This is a genomic window from Halomonas sp. MCCC 1A13316, from assembly GCF_014931605.1.
In the GTDB taxonomy this organism is placed as follows: Bacteria; Pseudomonadota; Gammaproteobacteria; order Pseudomonadales; family Halomonadaceae; genus Halomonas.
This window is the reverse complement of the sequence record NZ_CP053382.1, coordinates 1,408,869-1,424,064: the sequence shown is the minus strand read 5'-3', so window position 1 is coordinate 1,424,064 and position 15,196 is coordinate 1,408,869. Positions and strand designations below refer to the sequence as shown.

16 protein-coding genes and 2 tRNA genes are annotated in these 15,196 nt (G+C 59.3%); 6 read left to right on the top strand and 12 right to left on the bottom strand.

All coding sequences use genetic code 11. The features are described 5' to 3' along the window. Positions 1-5 precede the first annotated feature (5 nt). The 3 genes from sdhA to sdhC are packed head-to-tail and all read right to left on the bottom strand — an operon-like array spanning position 6 to position 2,500. Entirely contained in the window at positions 6-1,778 is a 1,773-nt protein-coding gene (gene sdhA, locus HNO52_RS06695; RefSeq protein WP_197568395.1) for a succinate dehydrogenase flavoprotein subunit, read from the bottom strand. Positions 1,779-1,781: 3 nt separating this feature from the next. Next, a complete protein-coding gene (gene sdhD / locus HNO52_RS06690; RefSeq protein ID WP_197568394.1) occupies positions 1,782-2,129 on the bottom strand; it encodes a succinate dehydrogenase, hydrophobic membrane anchor protein in 348 nt (115 codons plus the stop codon). Beyond that, complete coding sequence (gene sdhC, locus HNO52_RS06685; RefSeq protein WP_197568393.1) at positions 2,123-2,500, bottom strand: succinate dehydrogenase, cytochrome b556 subunit; 378 nt, start codon at positions 2,498-2,500, stop codon at positions 2,123-2,125. Before sdhC ends, sdhD begins: the two co-directional genes overlap by 7 nt. Before the next feature lie 462 nt (positions 2,501-2,962). On the opposite strand from sdhC, the gene gltA reads away from it, so the two are divergent. Continuing rightward, positions 2,963-4,246 carry a citrate synthase gene (gene gltA, locus HNO52_RS06680; protein ID WP_197568392.1) on the top strand — a complete coding sequence of 428 codons (1,284 nt, stop codon included), beginning with the start codon at positions 2,963-2,965 and terminating at the stop codon, positions 4,244-4,246. Positions 4,247-4,365: 119 nt separating this feature from the next. Then, positions 4,366-5,256 carry an NAD(P)-dependent oxidoreductase gene (locus tag HNO52_RS06675; protein WP_197568391.1) on the top strand — a complete coding sequence of 297 codons (891 nt, stop codon included), beginning with the start codon at positions 4,366-4,368 and terminating at the stop codon, positions 5,254-5,256. Between the two features lie 477 nt (positions 5,257-5,733). On the opposite strand, the gene HNO52_RS06670 is transcribed toward HNO52_RS06675, so the two are convergent. The 3 genes from HNO52_RS06670 to gltX form a co-directional block, all read right to left on the bottom strand. Next, positions 5,734-5,809 (bottom strand) — tRNA-Glu (locus HNO52_RS06670). Positions 5,810-5,839: 30 nt separating this feature from the next. Further along, positions 5,840-5,915: transfer RNA gene (locus tag HNO52_RS06665), tRNA-Ala, on the bottom strand. A 67-nt stretch (positions 5,916-5,982) separates the two neighbouring features. Further along, positions 5,983-7,464 carry a glutamate--tRNA ligase gene (gene gltX / locus HNO52_RS06660; RefSeq protein WP_197568390.1) on the bottom strand — a complete coding sequence of 494 codons (1,482 nt, stop codon included), beginning with the start codon at positions 7,462-7,464 and terminating at the stop codon, positions 5,983-5,985. Between the two features lie 247 nt (positions 7,465-7,711). Between gltX and HNO52_RS21005 the strand changes: the two genes are divergently transcribed. Further along, positions 7,712-8,308, top strand: coding sequence for a helix-turn-helix domain-containing protein (locus tag HNO52_RS21005; protein WP_232090623.1), 597 nt, complete (start codon positions 7,712-7,714; stop codon positions 8,306-8,308). 12 nt (positions 8,309-8,320) lie between these two features. Here HNO52_RS21005 and HNO52_RS06650 read toward each other — a convergent pair whose 3' ends face one another. The 5 genes from HNO52_RS06650 to HNO52_RS06630 all read right to left on the bottom strand — a co-directional run bounded on the left by HNO52_RS06650 (position 8,321) and on the right by HNO52_RS06630 (position 12,911). After that, positions 8,321-8,902 carry an LptM family lipoprotein gene (locus tag HNO52_RS06650; RefSeq protein WP_197568389.1) on the bottom strand — a complete coding sequence of 194 codons (582 nt, stop codon included), beginning with the start codon at positions 8,900-8,902 and terminating at the stop codon, positions 8,321-8,323. A gap of 71 nt (positions 8,903-8,973) precedes the next feature. Next, the gene (locus HNO52_RS06645; protein WP_197568388.1) at positions 8,974-9,306 is read right to left on the bottom strand and encodes a TraR/DksA family transcriptional regulator; all 333 of its coding nucleotides are present in this window, start codon (positions 9,304-9,306) and stop codon (positions 8,974-8,976) included. Between the two features lie 90 nt (positions 9,307-9,396). Continuing rightward, entirely contained in the window at positions 9,397-10,002 is a 606-nt protein-coding gene (locus HNO52_RS06640; RefSeq protein WP_197568387.1) for a hypothetical protein, read from the bottom strand. Positions 10,003-11,083: 1,081 nt separating this feature from the next. After that, positions 11,084-11,320, bottom strand: a complete 237-nt coding sequence (locus HNO52_RS06635; protein WP_197568386.1) for a hypothetical protein — start codon at positions 11,318-11,320, stop codon at positions 11,084-11,086. Positions 11,321-12,596: 1,276 nt separating this feature from the next. Then, a complete protein-coding gene (locus tag HNO52_RS06630; RefSeq protein WP_197568385.1) occupies positions 12,597-12,911 on the bottom strand; it encodes a DMT family transporter in 315 nt (104 codons plus the stop codon). An 813-nt stretch (positions 12,912-13,724) separates the two neighbouring features. Between HNO52_RS06630 and HNO52_RS06625 the strand changes: the two genes are divergently transcribed. Further along, positions 13,725-13,898: a YqaE/Pmp3 family membrane protein gene (locus HNO52_RS06625; protein ID WP_197568384.1), complete on the top strand. Its 174-nt coding sequence runs from the start codon at positions 13,725-13,727 to the stop codon at positions 13,896-13,898. A 167-nt stretch (positions 13,899-14,065) separates the two neighbouring features. Then, positions 14,066-14,200 (top strand): hypothetical protein, encoded by a 135-nt coding sequence (locus HNO52_RS21215; RefSeq protein ID WP_269476078.1) that lies wholly within the window; start codon positions 14,066-14,068, stop codon positions 14,198-14,200. Between the two features lie 165 nt (positions 14,201-14,365). Here the strand turns inward: HNO52_RS21215 and HNO52_RS06620 are convergent, their stop codons facing one another. Beyond that, the gene (locus tag HNO52_RS06620; RefSeq protein WP_197568383.1) at positions 14,366-14,617 is read right to left on the bottom strand and encodes a LexA family transcriptional regulator; all 252 of its coding nucleotides are present in this window, start codon (positions 14,615-14,617) and stop codon (positions 14,366-14,368) included. 137 nt (positions 14,618-14,754) lie between these two features. Here HNO52_RS06620 and HNO52_RS06615 point away from each other — a divergent pair, with 137 nt between their 5' ends. Then, a complete protein-coding gene (locus HNO52_RS06615; RefSeq protein WP_197568382.1) occupies positions 14,755-15,195 on the top strand; it encodes a LexA family protein in 441 nt (146 codons plus the stop codon). Position 15,196 lies beyond the last annotated feature (1 nt).

The window sequence follows — 15,196 nt, the reverse complement described above, 5'->3', positions numbered from 1 at the left end:
CCCCCTTAGTAAGTACGGATTTTCGGCTCGAAGGTGTCGACGGTCTTCGGCTTGAAGTTGACGTCGCGCTTGCCGACCCGCTTCTCGGCCGGGAAGTACATGGAGTGCTTCAGCCAGTTGGTGTCGTCACGATCCGGATAGTCGTAGCGGGAATGCGCGCCACGGCTCTCCTTGCGCTCCAACGCCGCGATGGCGGTAGCCTCGGCCACTTCCATCAGGTTGTCGAGCTCGAGCGCCTCGACCCGTGCGGTATTGAAGGCGCCGGACTTGTCGACAAGATGCGCCTCGGCAATGCGGCCACGCAGGTCGGCCAGTTTCTTGACGCCCTCCTGCATGTGATCCTCCTGACGGAACACGCCGAAGGAGTTCTGCATGATGCTCTGCAGCTCGGTCTTGAGGGCCGCCACGGACTCGCCGCCGGAGGACTCGTTCCAGCGGGTCATGCGCTTCATGGCCGCATCGATGTCGCTCTCGGAAGCATCAAGATAGTCGATACCCTCGTTGAGCGCGCCCTCGATGAACATGCCGGCCGCGCGGCCGAATACCACCAGGTCGAGCAGCGAGTTGCCGCCCAGCCGGTTGGCGCCGTGCACCGAGACACAGGCCGCCTCGCCGCAGGCGAACAGGCCGTTGACGATGTGGTCGTTGCCGTCGGCGTCCTGCATGATCGCCTGGCCATGCACGTTGGTCGGAATCCCGCCCATCATGTAGTGGCAGGTCGGGACCACGGGGATCGGCGCATTGGTCGGATCGACGTGGGCAAAGATCTTGGACAGCTCGCTGATGCCCGGCAGGCGCTTGTTGAGCACCTCATCGCCCAGGTGGTCGAGCTTGAGGAAGACGTGATCGCCATTCTCGCCGCAGCCACGGCCCTCGAGAATCTCCATGACCATGGAGCGCGCCACCACGTCGCGGCCGGCAAGGTCCTTGGCGTTGGGCGCATAGCGCTCCATGAAACGCTCGCCGTCCTTGTTGACCAGGTAGCCACCCTCGCCGCGGCAGCCTTCGGTGACCAGCACGCCGGCGCCGTAGATGCCGGTGGGATGGAACTGCCACATCTCCATGTCCTGCATCGGGAAGCCGGCGCGCAGCGCCATGCCGATGCCGTCACCGGTGTTGATCAAGGCGTTGGTGGTGGAGGCGTAGATCCGCCCGGCACCGCCGGTGGCCATGACGGTGGCCTTGGACTTGACGTGCACCACTTCGCCGGTCTCGATGCACATGGCGATGCAACCCACCACGTCGCCGTTGGCGTTCTTGACCAGATCGACCGCGAACCACTCGTTGAGGAAGGTCGTGTTGTTCTTCAGGTTGTTCTGGTAAAGCGTGTGCAACAGGGCATGACCGGTACGGTCAGCCGCGGCACAGGTGCGGGCCGCCTGGCCGCCTTCGCCGAAGTTCTTGGACTGACCGCCGAACGGACGCTGGTAGATCCGGCCGTTGTCGAAGCGCGAGAATGGCAGGCCCATGTGCTCGAGTTCGAAGACCGCCTTGGGACCTTCGGAGCACATGTACTCGGCCGCGTCCTGATCGGTGATGTAGTCACCGCCCTTGACGGTGTCGTACATATGCCAGCGCCAGTCGTCATTGGGGTCGGCCGAAGCGATGGCACAGGTGATCCCGCCCTGGGCGGAAACAGTGTGCGAGCGAGTCGGAAAGACCTTGGACAGCACGGCGGTCTTCTTGCCGGACTTGGCCAGTTCGAGCGCGGCACGCAGGCCGGAACCGCCACCGCCGATGATGATGGCATCGTAGGTCAAGGTACGCATGTTAGACATGGATCAGGCTCCCCACAGAACTTGAATGCCCCAGACCAGGAACACGAAAATGGCCAGGATGATGACGATCTGGGCGCCGATACGCAGGCTGGTCGACTTGAGGTAGTCGGTGGTTACCGTCCACAGGCCGATCCAGGCGTGCGCGGCAAGCGAGATAAAGGCCAGCAGAGAGAAGATGCGCATCCAGGTCTGGGCAAACAAGTTGCTCCAGGTGGCGTAGTCGAGCCCGGGGTTGAACAGCAGGTACGCGACGATGAATACCGTATAGAGCGCCAGGATGACAGCCGATACACGCTGAATCAGCCAGTCGGAGAGGCCGCTACGACCCAGATTGGTGATGTTGGTTACCATACCCAGACTCCCGCCAGAATGATCAGGACGGCACTGAGGACCACGGTGGCCTGTGCCTTCTTGACGCCACCTTCAAGGGTCACGCCGAAATCGGCATCCATCAGCAGGTGCTTGATGCCAGCCACGAAATGGAATGCCAGTGCCGACAGCAGACCCCAGGCGATCAGCTTCGCCAGGAAGTTATGTGCCAGCGCGTCCTTGACGGCTGCGAATCCTTCCGGCGACGACAGCGACTTGTCGAGCGCCCAGAAGGCAAAGATGAGGCCAACGAACAAGATGACGCCGGTAATGCGGTGGGCGATCGACGTCAAGGCGGGAAGCGGGAAATGTATGGTGGTGAGGTCTAGGTTGACGGGTCGTTTGCTATTCACGGCTCTATACACACTCTCTTGGCTCGCTCTACAACCGATGGGACCAGGCTCGAGCGGGCGGTGGTTTGAGGTAGGGGGCTCGCCGCTGCCGGGACGGGCATGACAACGAGTACCTGCCAGTCGCGCGGTGTGGATTATAGGGACATGTACCCCCAGTGACAAATGTGCACCGCCTTCACTCGACCATGGTACAAGCCTGCCGACACGCGATTGACGGCCATCCCAGGAGGGCATCGTCAGGAAGCCCGCAGCCGGCTAGGCTTCTTAGTGATGCAAAGCACCATTTCTTATCCAGATACTATACAATATAGACTCTTCCGCACAACGAGACGGTCGCTTTGGCCCAATTGACAATCACGGGAACGCTTCTATAGTGGGCGAACCTTTTTCGCGGGCCAGCGGTTCAACAGGGTTTGCGAAAGAATGAGTTAACGTACGATTCGACTTCGAGAGGAGGCCAGAATGGCTGACAGGAAAGCGACACTGACGGTAGACGGCCTGGACAAGACGATCGAGCTGCCGGTCTACTCAGGCACCCTGGGCCCTGACGTGGTCGATGTTCGTGGTCTCGGCGCCGATGGCCTGTTCACCTACGACCCCGGCTTCATGGCAACCTCCTCGTGCCAGTCGGCCATCACTTATATCGATGGCGCCAAGGGCGTACTGCTGCATCGCGGCTACCCGATCGACCAGTTGGCCAAAGAGTCCAACTTCGTCGAGCTGTGCTATACGCTGCTGTTCGGCGAACTCCCCACCGATGAGCAGTATGCCGACTTCGAGTCGCGGGTCCGTAACCACACCATGGTTCACGACCAGATCAACAACTTCTTCAAGGGCTTCCGTCGCGACGCCCACCCGATGTCGATCCTGTGCGGCGTGGTCGGTGGCCTGGCGGCCTTCTACCATGACCACATGGACATCACCCAGGAACACGACCGCGAGATCAGCGCCATCCGCCTGATCGCCAAGATGCCGACCCTTGCGGCAATGTCCTACAAGTACAACGTCGGCCAGCCCTTCAACTATCCGCGCAACGACCTGAGCTATGCAGAGAACTTCCTCTACATGATGTTCAGCAATCCGTGCGAGCAGTACAAGGTCAACCCGGTCTATGCCAAGGCCATGGATCGCATCTTCATGCTCCACGCCGATCACGAGCAGAACGCCTCCACCTCCACGGTGCGCCTGGCCGGCTCTACCGGCGCCAACCCGTTCGCCTGCATCAGCGCCGGCATCGCCGCACTTTGGGGCCCGGCCCACGGCGGCGCCAACGAAGCGGTGCTGAAGATGCTCGACGAGATCGGCGACGATTCCGAAGAGAACATCCAGCGCTTCATCGACAAGGCCAAGGACAAGGATGATCCGTTCAAGCTGATGGGCTTCGGACACCGCGTGTATCGCAACTTCGACCCGCGTGCCAAGGTGATGAAGGAGACCTGCGACGAGGTGCTGGCCGAACTGGGCATCGACGACCCGCAGCTCAAGATCGCCAAGCGCCTGGAGCAGATTGCCCTGGAAGACGAGTACTTCGTGGAGCGCAAGCTCTACCCCAATGTCGACTTCTACTCCGGCATCATTCTCAAGGCGATGGGCATTCCGACCAACATGTTCACGGTGATCTTTGCCGTGTCGCGCACCATCGGCTGGATCTCCCACTGGCATGAGATGCTGAGCGACGACTACAAGATCGGTCGCCCGCGCCAGCTCTATATCGGCCATACCCAGCGCGACTATCCTGCCAAATAAGCGGCAGGATGCGGCCCCGGCCGCAGCGTAGTGGAAAGCCGCCTTCGGGCGGCTTTCTGCGTAGTGGCCCTGCGTTAACGCGCCAGTTTCCAGCAACAATCAACAGAGAGGGAAACGCAATGCAAGAACAGATCTCCACCGTCGCCTTCATCGGCCTGGGCGTGATGGGCTACCCCATGGCCGGCCATCTGGCTCGTGCCGGGCTCGAGGTGCGTGTCTACAACCGTACCGAGGCCAAGGCCAAGGCCTGGACCGGGGAACATGGCGGCAGCCACCACGCCACACCCGCCGAGGCCGCTCAAGGAGCCGACCTGGTACTGGTCTGCGTAGGCAATGACGATGATGTCAGGCAGGTCACCGTGGGCGAACAGGGCGCACTTTCCGGCATGAGCACAGGCAGCCTGCTGGTCGACCACACCACCGCCTCGGCCGACCTTGCCGAGCAGCTCGACGCAGCCTGCCGCGAGCGCGGCATCGGCTTCATCGACGCGCCGGTCTCTGGCGGCCAGCAAGGCGCCGAGAACGGCATGCTGACGATCATGTGCGGTGGCGAGCAACCCGACTATGCTCGTGCCGAGCCCATACTGGCTCATTACGCCCGGGCCGTCAGTCTGATGGGACCCGCCGGTAGCGGTCAGTTGACCAAGATGGTAAATCAGATCTGTATCGCAGGGCTGGTACAGGGCCTGGCCGAGGGCCTGCATTTCGCCGAACAGGCGGGGCTCGATCAGCAACGCGTAGTCGACGTGATTTCCAAGGGCGCCGCCGGCTCCTGGCAGATGGAGAATCGCCACGCGACCATGATCGGTGACGAATACGATCACGGCTTTGCCGTCGACTGGATGCGCAAGGACCTGGGAATCTGTCTTGAGCAAGCGCGCCGTCTCCAGGCTCGCCTGCCCGTCACGGCACTGGTCGACCAGTTCTATGGCGATGTTCAGGTAATGGGCGGCGGACGCTGGGACACCTCCTCCCTGTTGCGTCGCCTGCGCGCACTCGGCCAGGGCTGACACCCTCAAAGCCTCCTTAGGTGGGTCTATCCGCGACGCACCTAAGGAGAAAGTACCAGAAAAGTGGCAAGCCTATCTTGACAGCACACGCTTTACACGGAGCGAATCGAGCTTTTTCAACGGCCCGAATGTTTTCCACACATTCTGTGGATAACCCTGTTCACAACCGCAAGAAAACATCATCGGATCGGCATGAGAAGGGGCTTGCCCTTAGATTGGCTATTTTTTGACCAATTTTAAGTAGCTGATATTTAACGCTTTTTGCAGCTGCACACTCGTTTGGCGCCTTTGCGGCCAATTACACACAGGAGAGCAGCCAAGACACTGAGCAAGTGGACAAGTCAAGCCCAAAAGGCTGAAAAAACGGCAGCTTCAATGGACTTTTCACGCAAGGAAACATGTCGTAACGCACTCATACACAGAGCGCCGGAAGCGTCTGAGACAAGATGAATCGACGGGGATAATTGCAGGAGGAAGTGGCGTCCCATAGGGGGTTCGAACCCCTGTTCCCGCCGTGAAAGGGCGGTGTCCTGGACCACTAGACGAATGGGACGCAAAGTCTTCAGATACCGCAAGACACGTATGGTGGAGCCTAGCGGGATCGAACCGCTGACCTCGACACTGCCAGTGTCGCGCTCTCCCAGCTGAGCTAAGGCCCCACATGTGCCTTGAAGACGGGGCGTATGTTACTGATTCGCCCCGCCCATGTCAAGTCAATCAGACCGATCAAGCCAGGTCGCGGTACTCTTTCTCGAAGCGCTTGGCCTGCTTCTTGGAAACCCCGCCCAACACTTCGATGGCATTTCGCAGCCGCGCCCGAGTCACGTCGGAACCCAGGATTGCCATGGCGTCCATGACCGAAGTACTTGCCGTAGTGCCGGTGATGGCGATGAACACGGGCGCCAGGAAATCCTTCATCTTGAGTTCGAAATGGCCGGCCAGTGCCTTGATCTCGTCGAGCAGCACCTCCTTGCGCCATGCCGGCACCGTCTCGAAGCGCCAGGTCAGGAACTGCAGCAACTTGAGAAGCTCTTCACGCTCTACCTTGACGCCCTCGAAATCCACTTCACGAACCGCAGGCACGCCGCTGAAGAAGTGCCCTGCAAGCGGCGCCACCTGAGACAGGGTCTCCACCCGGGTACGTACCTGCGGCAGGATCTGACCCACGTACTCCTCGTTGAACGCCCACTCCATCAGCGCCCGGAGGAAGGCCTTGTCATCCAGGTCCTCGCGAATATAGAGCCCGTTCAGCCAGGTCAACTTCTCCAGATCGAAGATCGGCCCGCCCAGCGACACTCGCTGGACATCGAAATGCGCCATCATCTCGTCGAGGCTGAACTTCTCGCGCTCATCGGGCATCGACCAACCCATGCGCCCCAGGTAGTTGATGACCGCCTGCGGCAGGAACCCCATACGCCGGTAGTAGTTGATGGAAGTGGGGTTCTTGCGCTTGGAGAGCTTCGACTTGTCAGGGTTGCGTAGCAACGGCATATGACACAGCGCCGGCATCTGCCAACCGAAGTATTCATACAGCAGCTGATGCTTGGGCGCCGAGTTGATCCACTCCTCGCCACGCAGCACGTGAGTGATGCCCATCAGATGATCATCGACCACATTGGCCAGATGGTAGGTCGGCATACCGTCCGACTTGAGCAGGACCTGAGCATCCACCTGCGCCCAGTCGACCTCGATGGGGCCACGCAGCATGTCATCAATCACGCAGGAGCCACTGGAAGGCACCTTCATGCGCACCACATACGGCCAGCCCTCCCGCTCTCGACGCGCCGCCTCGTCTTCCGGTAACGCCAGGTCCGAGGGCTTGAGCGCAAGATGCATGCCGCTGGCCTTGCGCGCCTCTCTCAACTCGTCCAACTCTTTGCTGGTGCGGTAGCACTTGAAGGCATGACCGTCTTCGATCAGCTGGCGGGCGTGTTCGGCATAAATGTCGCCGCGCTCGCTCTGACGATAGGGGCCATGGGGGCCGCCAACGTCAGGGCCCTCGTCCCAGCTAAGCCCAAGCCAGCGCAGCGAGTCCAAGATCATCTGCTCGGACTCCTGCGTGGAACGCACCCGGTCCGTGTCTTCGATTCGCAGGATGAATTGCCCGCCATGCTGCTTCGCAAAGCAGAGATTGAACAACGCAATGTAGGCAGTTCCAACGTGCGGGTCGCCGGTGGGTGACGGCGCAATGCGAGTACGTACAGTCATGTCGTCCCTTATCCAGTCGGGGTATGCGTATGGCGGCATTATACGCACCTGAATCGACACAGGTAGCCGCGCCAGCACTCCGACGGTGATGGCCGTCACAGGCTTGCACGGATAGAATGATTCTTATTGGCGCAAAGGCACCCAGACGGTAGAGTCAATTTATCGTTTACGTGCTAAATTTGCACAGTTAACACAGATCATTGACTATCTTCATACTTTAGTACCTACAGTCGCCAGGTTAAATGAAATGGATTCATTAGGTCAAAGAATCAATCGCTTACGGTTAAAGGCAGACCTGAACAAGGCTGCACTGGCAAGAAAGGTCGGGGTTTCGGATGTCACGATCTCGTATTGGGAATCGGGTGCCATCAAGCAGATCGGTCATGAAAGGTTGGTAGCGCTGGCGGATGCCCTTGGCTGTACGCTGGCTCAACTGCTCGAAGGCGAGGCTCGGTTGAGGCCCACGCCACTCTACCTTCGCGGCCAGCCTCCCGTGCCATGGTTGGACCCCAATGCCAACCACTTCACGTTGTCCGATGAAATTCTGGCAGGTGTCGGCTGGCAAGGTGAGTGCTATCTCGTCACCCCGGCGCCAGGAGAGCGGTTCGACTACCTCGATAGCGGTGATCTTGCCGCCTTCGGCCCCACCGAGAACTGCGACCGGCCTGGCCGCTATCTGATTGAAGGGGCGGGAGGGTTGTATATCGGACAACTCGAGTACGGCAATAACGGTGAGTTGTTGTTCAGCAGCGTCAGCGACGCCACGTCCATACCGATCCCGCTGGAGACGACCGAGAGGGTTGTGGGAAGGCTATTGGCTCGCTGGCGCAAGGATAGCGCCTGAAGTCGCCCCCCTTCACTCGACTTCCAACACTTCTACCTGATCGGTGGCCCGGCGCGGCTCACTGCCGATCAGGTAGCGCCGCGAGTACCTTGCCACCTGCCCCAGGCCATGCTGCGAGCTCCGTACCAGCTCACCCTCGAGGTGCTCGCCCTGCTTACCGATTCGCTCCTGCACGGAAGCCGGCTGAATGGTGGCTTCTACCAGGTCGATGGTGATGGTGTACCCCCCATCCGGCAGGCCGCTGCCCGACCCGAACGGCCCCGCGGCGAATCGTCCATCGGAAACCGTTGTACGCGCCTGCCAGCGCAAGCCGCTCAGCTCACGCTCCACGACGAGCAAGAGGCGCGTCTCGTCAGGTAGGTTGGTTTCACCCTCGACCATGAGTCGACGATCGCCACGCAGGCTAGCAGAGGCATGAATCTCGACCGTTAACGGGTCCACTTCGGTCGGCGCCTCGGCTGGCTCGCTGGTAACGTCGTTCGGCTGTTCCTGTTGCGGCTCCTCTTTCGCTGCCGAGTCGCTGTCATCGCCACCACAGCCCGACAGCCACAGCACTGCCAACAGCCCCGTGCAGGATCGACGCCATGCCTTCATGCCTTACTCCTGACCGTAAATGGCTTGCTTAGATTAGCACTCCAACGATCAGCAAGTCCTGCCCATGGCGATTAAGGTTCTCCTTCCTGCCCGGCACAGTCGAGACAAAGCGTAGCGTAGGGAATCGCCTCGAGCCTTCGGGGGTCGATCGGCTCACCGCAACGCTCACACAGCTCGCCCTCGCCTTCCTCGATGCGCTCGAGCGCATGCATGACCTGCCCCAGCTCCTCTTCAGCCTCTTCCTCGAGGGCATCGATCACGTCTTCGTTCTCGAGCTCGATGGCCTGCTCTTCCATGTCCCGATCGAGGGGATTTTCCAAGTGCATCTTGTGGACCTTGTACCGGTCTACGCGCTCAACCAGCTCATCGCGCAGCGCTTCCAGCTCGGCTTGACGATCTTGCATGGGATACCTCCGTTGGTGACAGCCCCCCCTTTAGACGGCCTGCTTCCTTTGTAATAGCACAGCAGGCCGAGTACCGGAGGCGACACGCCGTCAGAGGCTCGCTGCGCCAGTATCGAAGACGAGAGGATAGCGGCTCTTCGCGTATGGCAGGCAGGGGAAGACCTGCTCGCCCAGTTGCATGAGCCGAGCGGTGATCCGGGAGCACTCCTCCACGCTCAGGAAGGGACCGATGCGCTGCTCCTGCCCCCCCGCATGGAAGGCAAACTCATAGAATCCCGGCCGAAAGCGCGCGTGATCGCGTAGACGGTCGGCATAGGTATCGACCAGCGCGGCCGCGTCACTGAAGATGCCGCACAGTCTCTCATAGCGGGACAGGGTAAAGGAGCGGGTATCGGTCATCTCGCTCCCATCCAGATGCGTACGCATCAGGCAGTAGTATTTCTTGTTGTCGAGGATGCTCAGTGAGCGTGTGAAGAGCTCATGGCTGATACGCATGAGTTCAGTGGCATCCGAGCTGTAGGTGGCGCTCTCTTCGTATCGGGTCGTCTCCGGCTCCTGCCCGACGGCCTTGTCAATGTTCAGACCCTGCGGCCATAACAATATCCATGCCATGAATGTCAGTATCGAGACGATGGCGATGGTAGGACCTTTCTTGCCAAGAAATTCTGATCCTGCCTTCCTAGTTAGCGCGATCATTCTTCTTCTCCTGCGTTGAGTCCCGGTCGAGCCTGTCTGGCTCTCTCTTTCGCTCTTTTCCACTCCTCGCTGAATGCTGCCGTTGAGCCATCCGCGACCGCATCGGCCCTCCACGCGGTGGACAGCCCTCCGCCGCCGAACGCCGGGGACCAATAAAGAAAGCTCGACCGCCAGGCCGAGCTTCGATCTCTGCATTCACTGCCAAACTCGTTGGCGTCCTGGTCGTTTCGTTTCGGCTCGCTTCCCTGACCCCTCTATCGTGGCACTGTTCTCACGCCGAAAAATTAACCTGCGTTAACAGAAATGAAACGAATTTAATTACCCACTCACCCTTTCACAAAAAAGCAAACCACGTGAAACGGAAATGGATTGCCGGCCGTGGATCAGGCAATCGGGTAGGGGCCGCGGGGTTGCCCCCGGCGCCAGATTCCCCCTCGCGGGAGACACCCTTGCCGTCGGCTAGCACTTCCCCTTGCCGGGCGTGCAGGGGACTTTCACCCCCAAGTCATCCCGAGACACCACTCTCGGGAACAGCGCCAGTCAGGCGCTGCGCGCCATGCCTGGCGCACAAAAGAAAGCCCGGCACAAGGCCGGGCATCAATTCTTGGTTCCTTTCCAGCTCACCATGACGATCCTGTCATGCATCCCTGGCGTCATCGAGCATCCTCTGCTCGGCCTTCCTTCTTCCCCGCCTCCTTGCGAGATACTCACCAGCCTAATGACGAAAAGCGGCAATGGCTAATGAACATATTTCATCGCCGCACTAGAGGCGAAAGCTTTTGACAATACGAAGCCTGAAGTCGACCGCGATACGCCTTCAGCCCCACGCCCGCTTCAAGACATATACGAGATAAGCCCGGCCATTCAGCCGGGCTTGTTCGATTCCATCCACACTGAGGTGGCGTCCTTTCCTCGAATCCTTGAATACCAGACCTTCCTGGCGCCTTCTTCACTGTGGAGCCCTCCTGGCCCGACCATCTACAGCATGACAGATCGACCGCAGGAAAAATGCCGACATCGGCTCTTCATTGTGTAAGACGTTGCCGACTAGAGATGTAATACCCTGTCTTAGAAGCCGGGTCTAGCGAACTCCGAGGGCAGCATAACCCTTTGATGTGACTTCGATACGTTCCAGTTCGCCTTCTTCATCGCGCCTAACACTGACAAGACCGTCCGCTGCCAACCTAGCCACATGCTCCTCCATTTCCGCCACCTTGCTGTCTTCTCCAAGGTGACCAAAAGGAGCGGCGAGCACACCGCCATGCTGCATGGCGAATGATAGAATTTCTATTTGATGATCCGTCAGATCGTCATCCATAGCGGCCTCCCTGCATGACGCTGTTTGACAATATTTCCAGAGGAAACAGGTGCTAACTGTGTAAATTTGGGCGAAAAAGAGACAGCCCCCTCACAAAGTGAGAGGGCTGATAAAAAGCGCTGATAAAAAGCTCTGCTTCTGGAACTCCCTGACCATAACGACATCCTGTCTCGAGTGGTCTTCCCTGTTCCGTCCCGCCGACCTCCTGGCCATCAAGGCTTCCTGCCTTGAGAGGCTTCCATGCCGCCTCGCTTACATCCTCAGAATAGTTTGCCGGCCTGCCGAATCAAGATTTCTCAGGAAATTAAACGTACCAGTATGTAACGGAGCGAAACGAGTAATCTCTCATCCTCGCCAGTCTCGACATTGCTCAAAAGCTGGCCTGTTAGCGCTCAAAAAGCCCGGCGATCAGGCCGGGCTATGTCTTCGTTTCCTTACATCTTCCTCAAGCTTCCTGCTCGAGCATCCCTGGTGCGTGAGCCGTCCCTGACTCGGTCCTCCGTGCCGGGCTTTCCCTGCCCGATGCGTATACTGTGCCATCTAATCCTCAGGGGCATCATTAACCTGGGATAAGAAATTATGTCGGTGATCGCAGACAAATACTCTTTTGACGACCTGCTCCATCAGGATAGTTGCACTGCTATCGATTCTGGCACTATGCCGCTAGACCTTATTCCGAGAGAGACGCCATTCCTCAACAATAGGCAAGGCGCTGACCATCCCTGGCCGGGGCCTTGCAGGTGCGCCTCTCTTCGTCCTTGGCGACCGGGGCGAACCGATCGCTTGGTGAAGCGCTCCGCTTACCCTACCAACCGCTAGGTATCGGCGATAGAGGCAAACGCTTACCCTCTTGTAGAAAATTTGCCATCCGTCTCACGGACCACCCTGATCCTCCTCTCGTCGCGCCGTATGCTGCCGATCTTCTTTGCCCCCAGACCTCGCGCTGCCCGCACCTTACTCTAGAGATCCGGAAACTCCGCCCCCATGCATGCCCCTTAGTCACGCATGCCCATAAATGCGAAAGCCCGGCCGTGAGGCCGGGCTGCATCTTCGCTTCCTTTCCACTTCCTCAGGCGTCCTGCCCGAGCTTCCTTGGTTCGTGAGCCTTCCATGACTCGATCTTCCATGACTCGATCTTCCTTGACTCGAGCTCTCCCTGCCCGATAGGCACACTATGACAGCTCGCCATAAGCAGAACGTTAACTTGGGATAAGACCGCTTGTAAGAGATTGCCGACACGGCTTGTGAGCGTTGGCGACGGCGTAGCACACTTCGGTCAGGTCGCCAGCTTCATGGTCGCGATGCCGGCAACGATCAGCAAGGCGGCCAAGACACGCAGGGGCGACACGGCCTCCCCCAGGAAGCACACGCCGACGGCAAAGGTTCCTACGGCACCGACACCGGTCCAGATCATGTAGGCAGTCCCCAGCGGTAAGCTACGCATCGCAGTCGCCAGCAACCCGAACGACCCAACCATCGTCACCAACATTACGGTAGTCGGCAGCAGGCGCGTGAAACCGTGCGATTGCTTCATCGCAAGTGCCCATACAACCTCCAGCAGCCCGGCCAGGCCGAGAAGCACCCAGGACATAGAAGGCCCCTTTTCCTCTCTCGGGTCGTCCCGAAATACATGCCCGGAATGGGGGGAGGTCGTCCTCCCGAGGCGGGATTATAGGCCAGCGCGACTCGATGTGCAGGGAGAGCTTCCCACCCCACATGCAGTAAAAAGCCCTGACCGATGGCCAGGGCAGGCTCGATGAGACGCGATTTTTTAGCGATCCCGTTAGAGAACGCGAAAGCATGGCGTCCCTCGCACGGGTAGGAAGTTGCCAGGGGAAACACTGCATCCAGCCGAACAAAAAAAGCCCGACCACTGGGGCCGGGCTTTCAATCAACGCTTCCCTATCCACCAATCTTGAGCATCCTGCTCAAGCATCCTTGGGGTATGAGCACTCCGTCGCTCGGCCTTCCCTGTAGGGCTCTCCCTAGCCCGTTGACTTCAAGGTAGTCGCTCCGAGCGAAAAGCGGTTTATCCCAAGTTAACCAATGTTGTAAGAAATACGCTTCGCTTCTTGTAAGAAATGGCTTACAAGGGCGTCGGCGGGATTGCTCCCTCCTTGCCTCCGCATCTCGAGCCACCGCCCTCGATAGCAGTCGGCGGCCAGCGGCCAGCCAGCGAAACCATCGGGCGACTACACCCCAAGGCCGGCATCGATCCGCTTTGGCTACGGAGCCGGTTAATGCCTGGATTGACTCTTGGCGCACCGAAGAAGGGGCTTACCTCCTGACACCTACCGGCAATTCGTGTTTGATTTCGAAACAGTAAGTCAGTCCGCGCAGACGACGCCTGAAAATACGCTAGGCTTGAGGCAGGATCAGGAGCCGCATCAAAAAGGAGTTGGATATGGCATTTACCGCAACAGACCCCATCAAGATGATCTTCGCCCTCTTGTTACCGCCAGTTGGCGTGTTCCTGGAGGTCGGCCTGAAGGGCCACTTCTGGCTGAACATACTGCTGACGTTCCTGGGTTTCATCCCTGGCATCATTCACGCTTTCTACGTAATACTTAAACACTAGCTGCTCGAGACTGTCAGCGTCGTTTAATTCGGCCTAGGGCAACGAGTCCATAAGGTGCGGGGCGCTAAAACCTTATCTGGCTTTTTTCGCTCTCGCACCTCGAGCCGATAGCTGACTTACATCGCCTCAGAGGCCTTCCCGACTACTCGTTCAAGATATCCTCGGCAATGGGCGCCAGCCGGGCCATGCCCACCATCACCCTGACCCGCCGCGACGTCGACCAGCACCGCTACGTGGTCACCGATCGCGACGCCTTCACCTGCGTTAAGGCCTACAAAGAAGCCGAGTGGGCTGAATTTTGAGTCTACGATTCCCTGCAAGATCGGACACGAACCCGGCCAACAGGCCGGGTTCATTATTTACTGCTCGCGAGGTTACACCGCATACCGCCGCGCCTGGCTGACCTACCACCCCACGCAGATCCGATACTCGAGCAATCAGCGAATGCCGTGGCCCCGCCGTCGGCATCAGCCGTTAGGCACCGCCGATCCGGCGGGTACGGAAAAGCCGCTGCTCGCCGTCAGCTCCGCTACTACCAGGTCCGCATGTCTTACCGGCCGCGCTTCGTCCACGACGAGCTGATCCCCCTCCATGATCGGCCCATTCACGCCGGCCTCATCGCTCACTTCCACCAGGTAGCAACTTGCCCTGAAATGCTTGAGGTTGAGCCCCTCCATGGCTGGATGCATGCCCGCGCACAGCGGACCCAAATAGTTCACTCGCATACCCCTGCCCCGTCTCACTTTTCTCTATGATGGTCGCCCAGCGGCTAACTTCCATTAGCGTTTGCCTGTTGCCTGGAAGCGACGTTGTCGACAATACTGTATAAAACTACAGCTGTGCAAAGGGACTCACCATGAAACTGGCAAACCTCATTCCGGCTCATTGCGAGCCGCCACCGCTTGCGCTTCCCTACCCTCTAGCCCTGGGCCGCGCTGGTCTCTCGGGCTTCCCGTCACCGGCACAAGATTACGAAGGCCGCACCCTCGACCTCAACGAGCGCTTCGTGAAGCGCCCCTCCGCGACGTTCTTCCTCACGGTGACTGGGGACAGCATGGTCAAGCTGGGCATCAATGAGGGCGATACCCTAGTGGTCGATCGTTCAATCGATCCCCGTCCTGGTCACATCATCGTCGCCTTGGTCGACGGCGAGATCACCATCAAGCGCTACGAGCTGAGGGGCAACGTGCCGTGTCTCTGCTCCGGCAACCCTCGTTATGCCCCCATCCCGCTCGTCGATCTGGATTGCCAGGTGTGGGGAGTCGTTCGCTCGGTCATCCACGAGTACACGGTATGAG

What these genes read in the sequence shown, in the direction of transcription:
- sdhA (WP_197568395.1), bottom strand. Translation starts at nt 1,778, where the DNA reads ATGTCTAACATGCGTACCTTGACCTACGATGCCATCATCATCGGCGGT.
- sdhD (WP_197568394.1), bottom strand. Translation starts at nt 2,129, where the DNA reads ATGGTAACCAACATCACCAATCTGGGTCGTAGCGGCCTCTCCGACTGG.
- gltA (WP_197568392.1), top strand. Translation starts at nt 2,963, where the DNA reads ATGGCTGACAGGAAAGCGACACTGACGGTAGACGGCCTGGACAAGACG.
- HNO52_RS06675 (WP_197568391.1), top strand. Translation starts at nt 4,366, where the DNA reads ATGCAAGAACAGATCTCCACCGTCGCCTTCATCGGCCTGGGCGTGATG.
- gltX (WP_197568390.1), bottom strand. Translation starts at nt 7,464, where the DNA reads ATGACTGTACGTACTCGCATTGCGCCGTCACCCACCGGCGACCCGCAC.
- HNO52_RS21005 (WP_232090623.1), top strand. Translation starts at nt 7,712, where the DNA reads ATGGATTCATTAGGTCAAAGAATCAATCGCTTACGGTTAAAGGCAGAC.
- HNO52_RS06650 (WP_197568389.1), bottom strand. Translation starts at nt 8,902, where the DNA reads ATGAAGGCATGGCGTCGATCCTGCACGGGGCTGTTGGCAGTGCTGTGG.
- HNO52_RS06645 (WP_197568388.1), bottom strand. Translation starts at nt 9,306, where the DNA reads ATGCAAGATCGTCAAGCCGAGCTGGAAGCGCTGCGCGATGAGCTGGTT.
- HNO52_RS06640 (WP_197568387.1), bottom strand. Translation starts at nt 10,002, where the DNA reads ATGATCGCGCTAACTAGGAAGGCAGGATCAGAATTTCTTGGCAAGAAA.
- HNO52_RS06635 (WP_197568386.1), bottom strand. Translation starts at nt 11,320, where the DNA reads ATGGATGACGATCTGACGGATCATCAAATAGAAATTCTATCATTCGCC.
- HNO52_RS06630 (WP_197568385.1), bottom strand. Translation starts at nt 12,911, where the DNA reads ATGTCCTGGGTGCTTCTCGGCCTGGCCGGGCTGCTGGAGGTTGTATGG.
- HNO52_RS06625 (WP_197568384.1), top strand. Translation starts at nt 13,725, where the DNA reads ATGGCATTTACCGCAACAGACCCCATCAAGATGATCTTCGCCCTCTTG.
- HNO52_RS21215 (WP_269476078.1), top strand. Translation starts at nt 14,066, where the DNA reads ATGGGCGCCAGCCGGGCCATGCCCACCATCACCCTGACCCGCCGCGAC.
- HNO52_RS06615 (WP_197568382.1), top strand. Translation starts at nt 14,755, where the DNA reads ATGAAACTGGCAAACCTCATTCCGGCTCATTGCGAGCCGCCACCGCTT.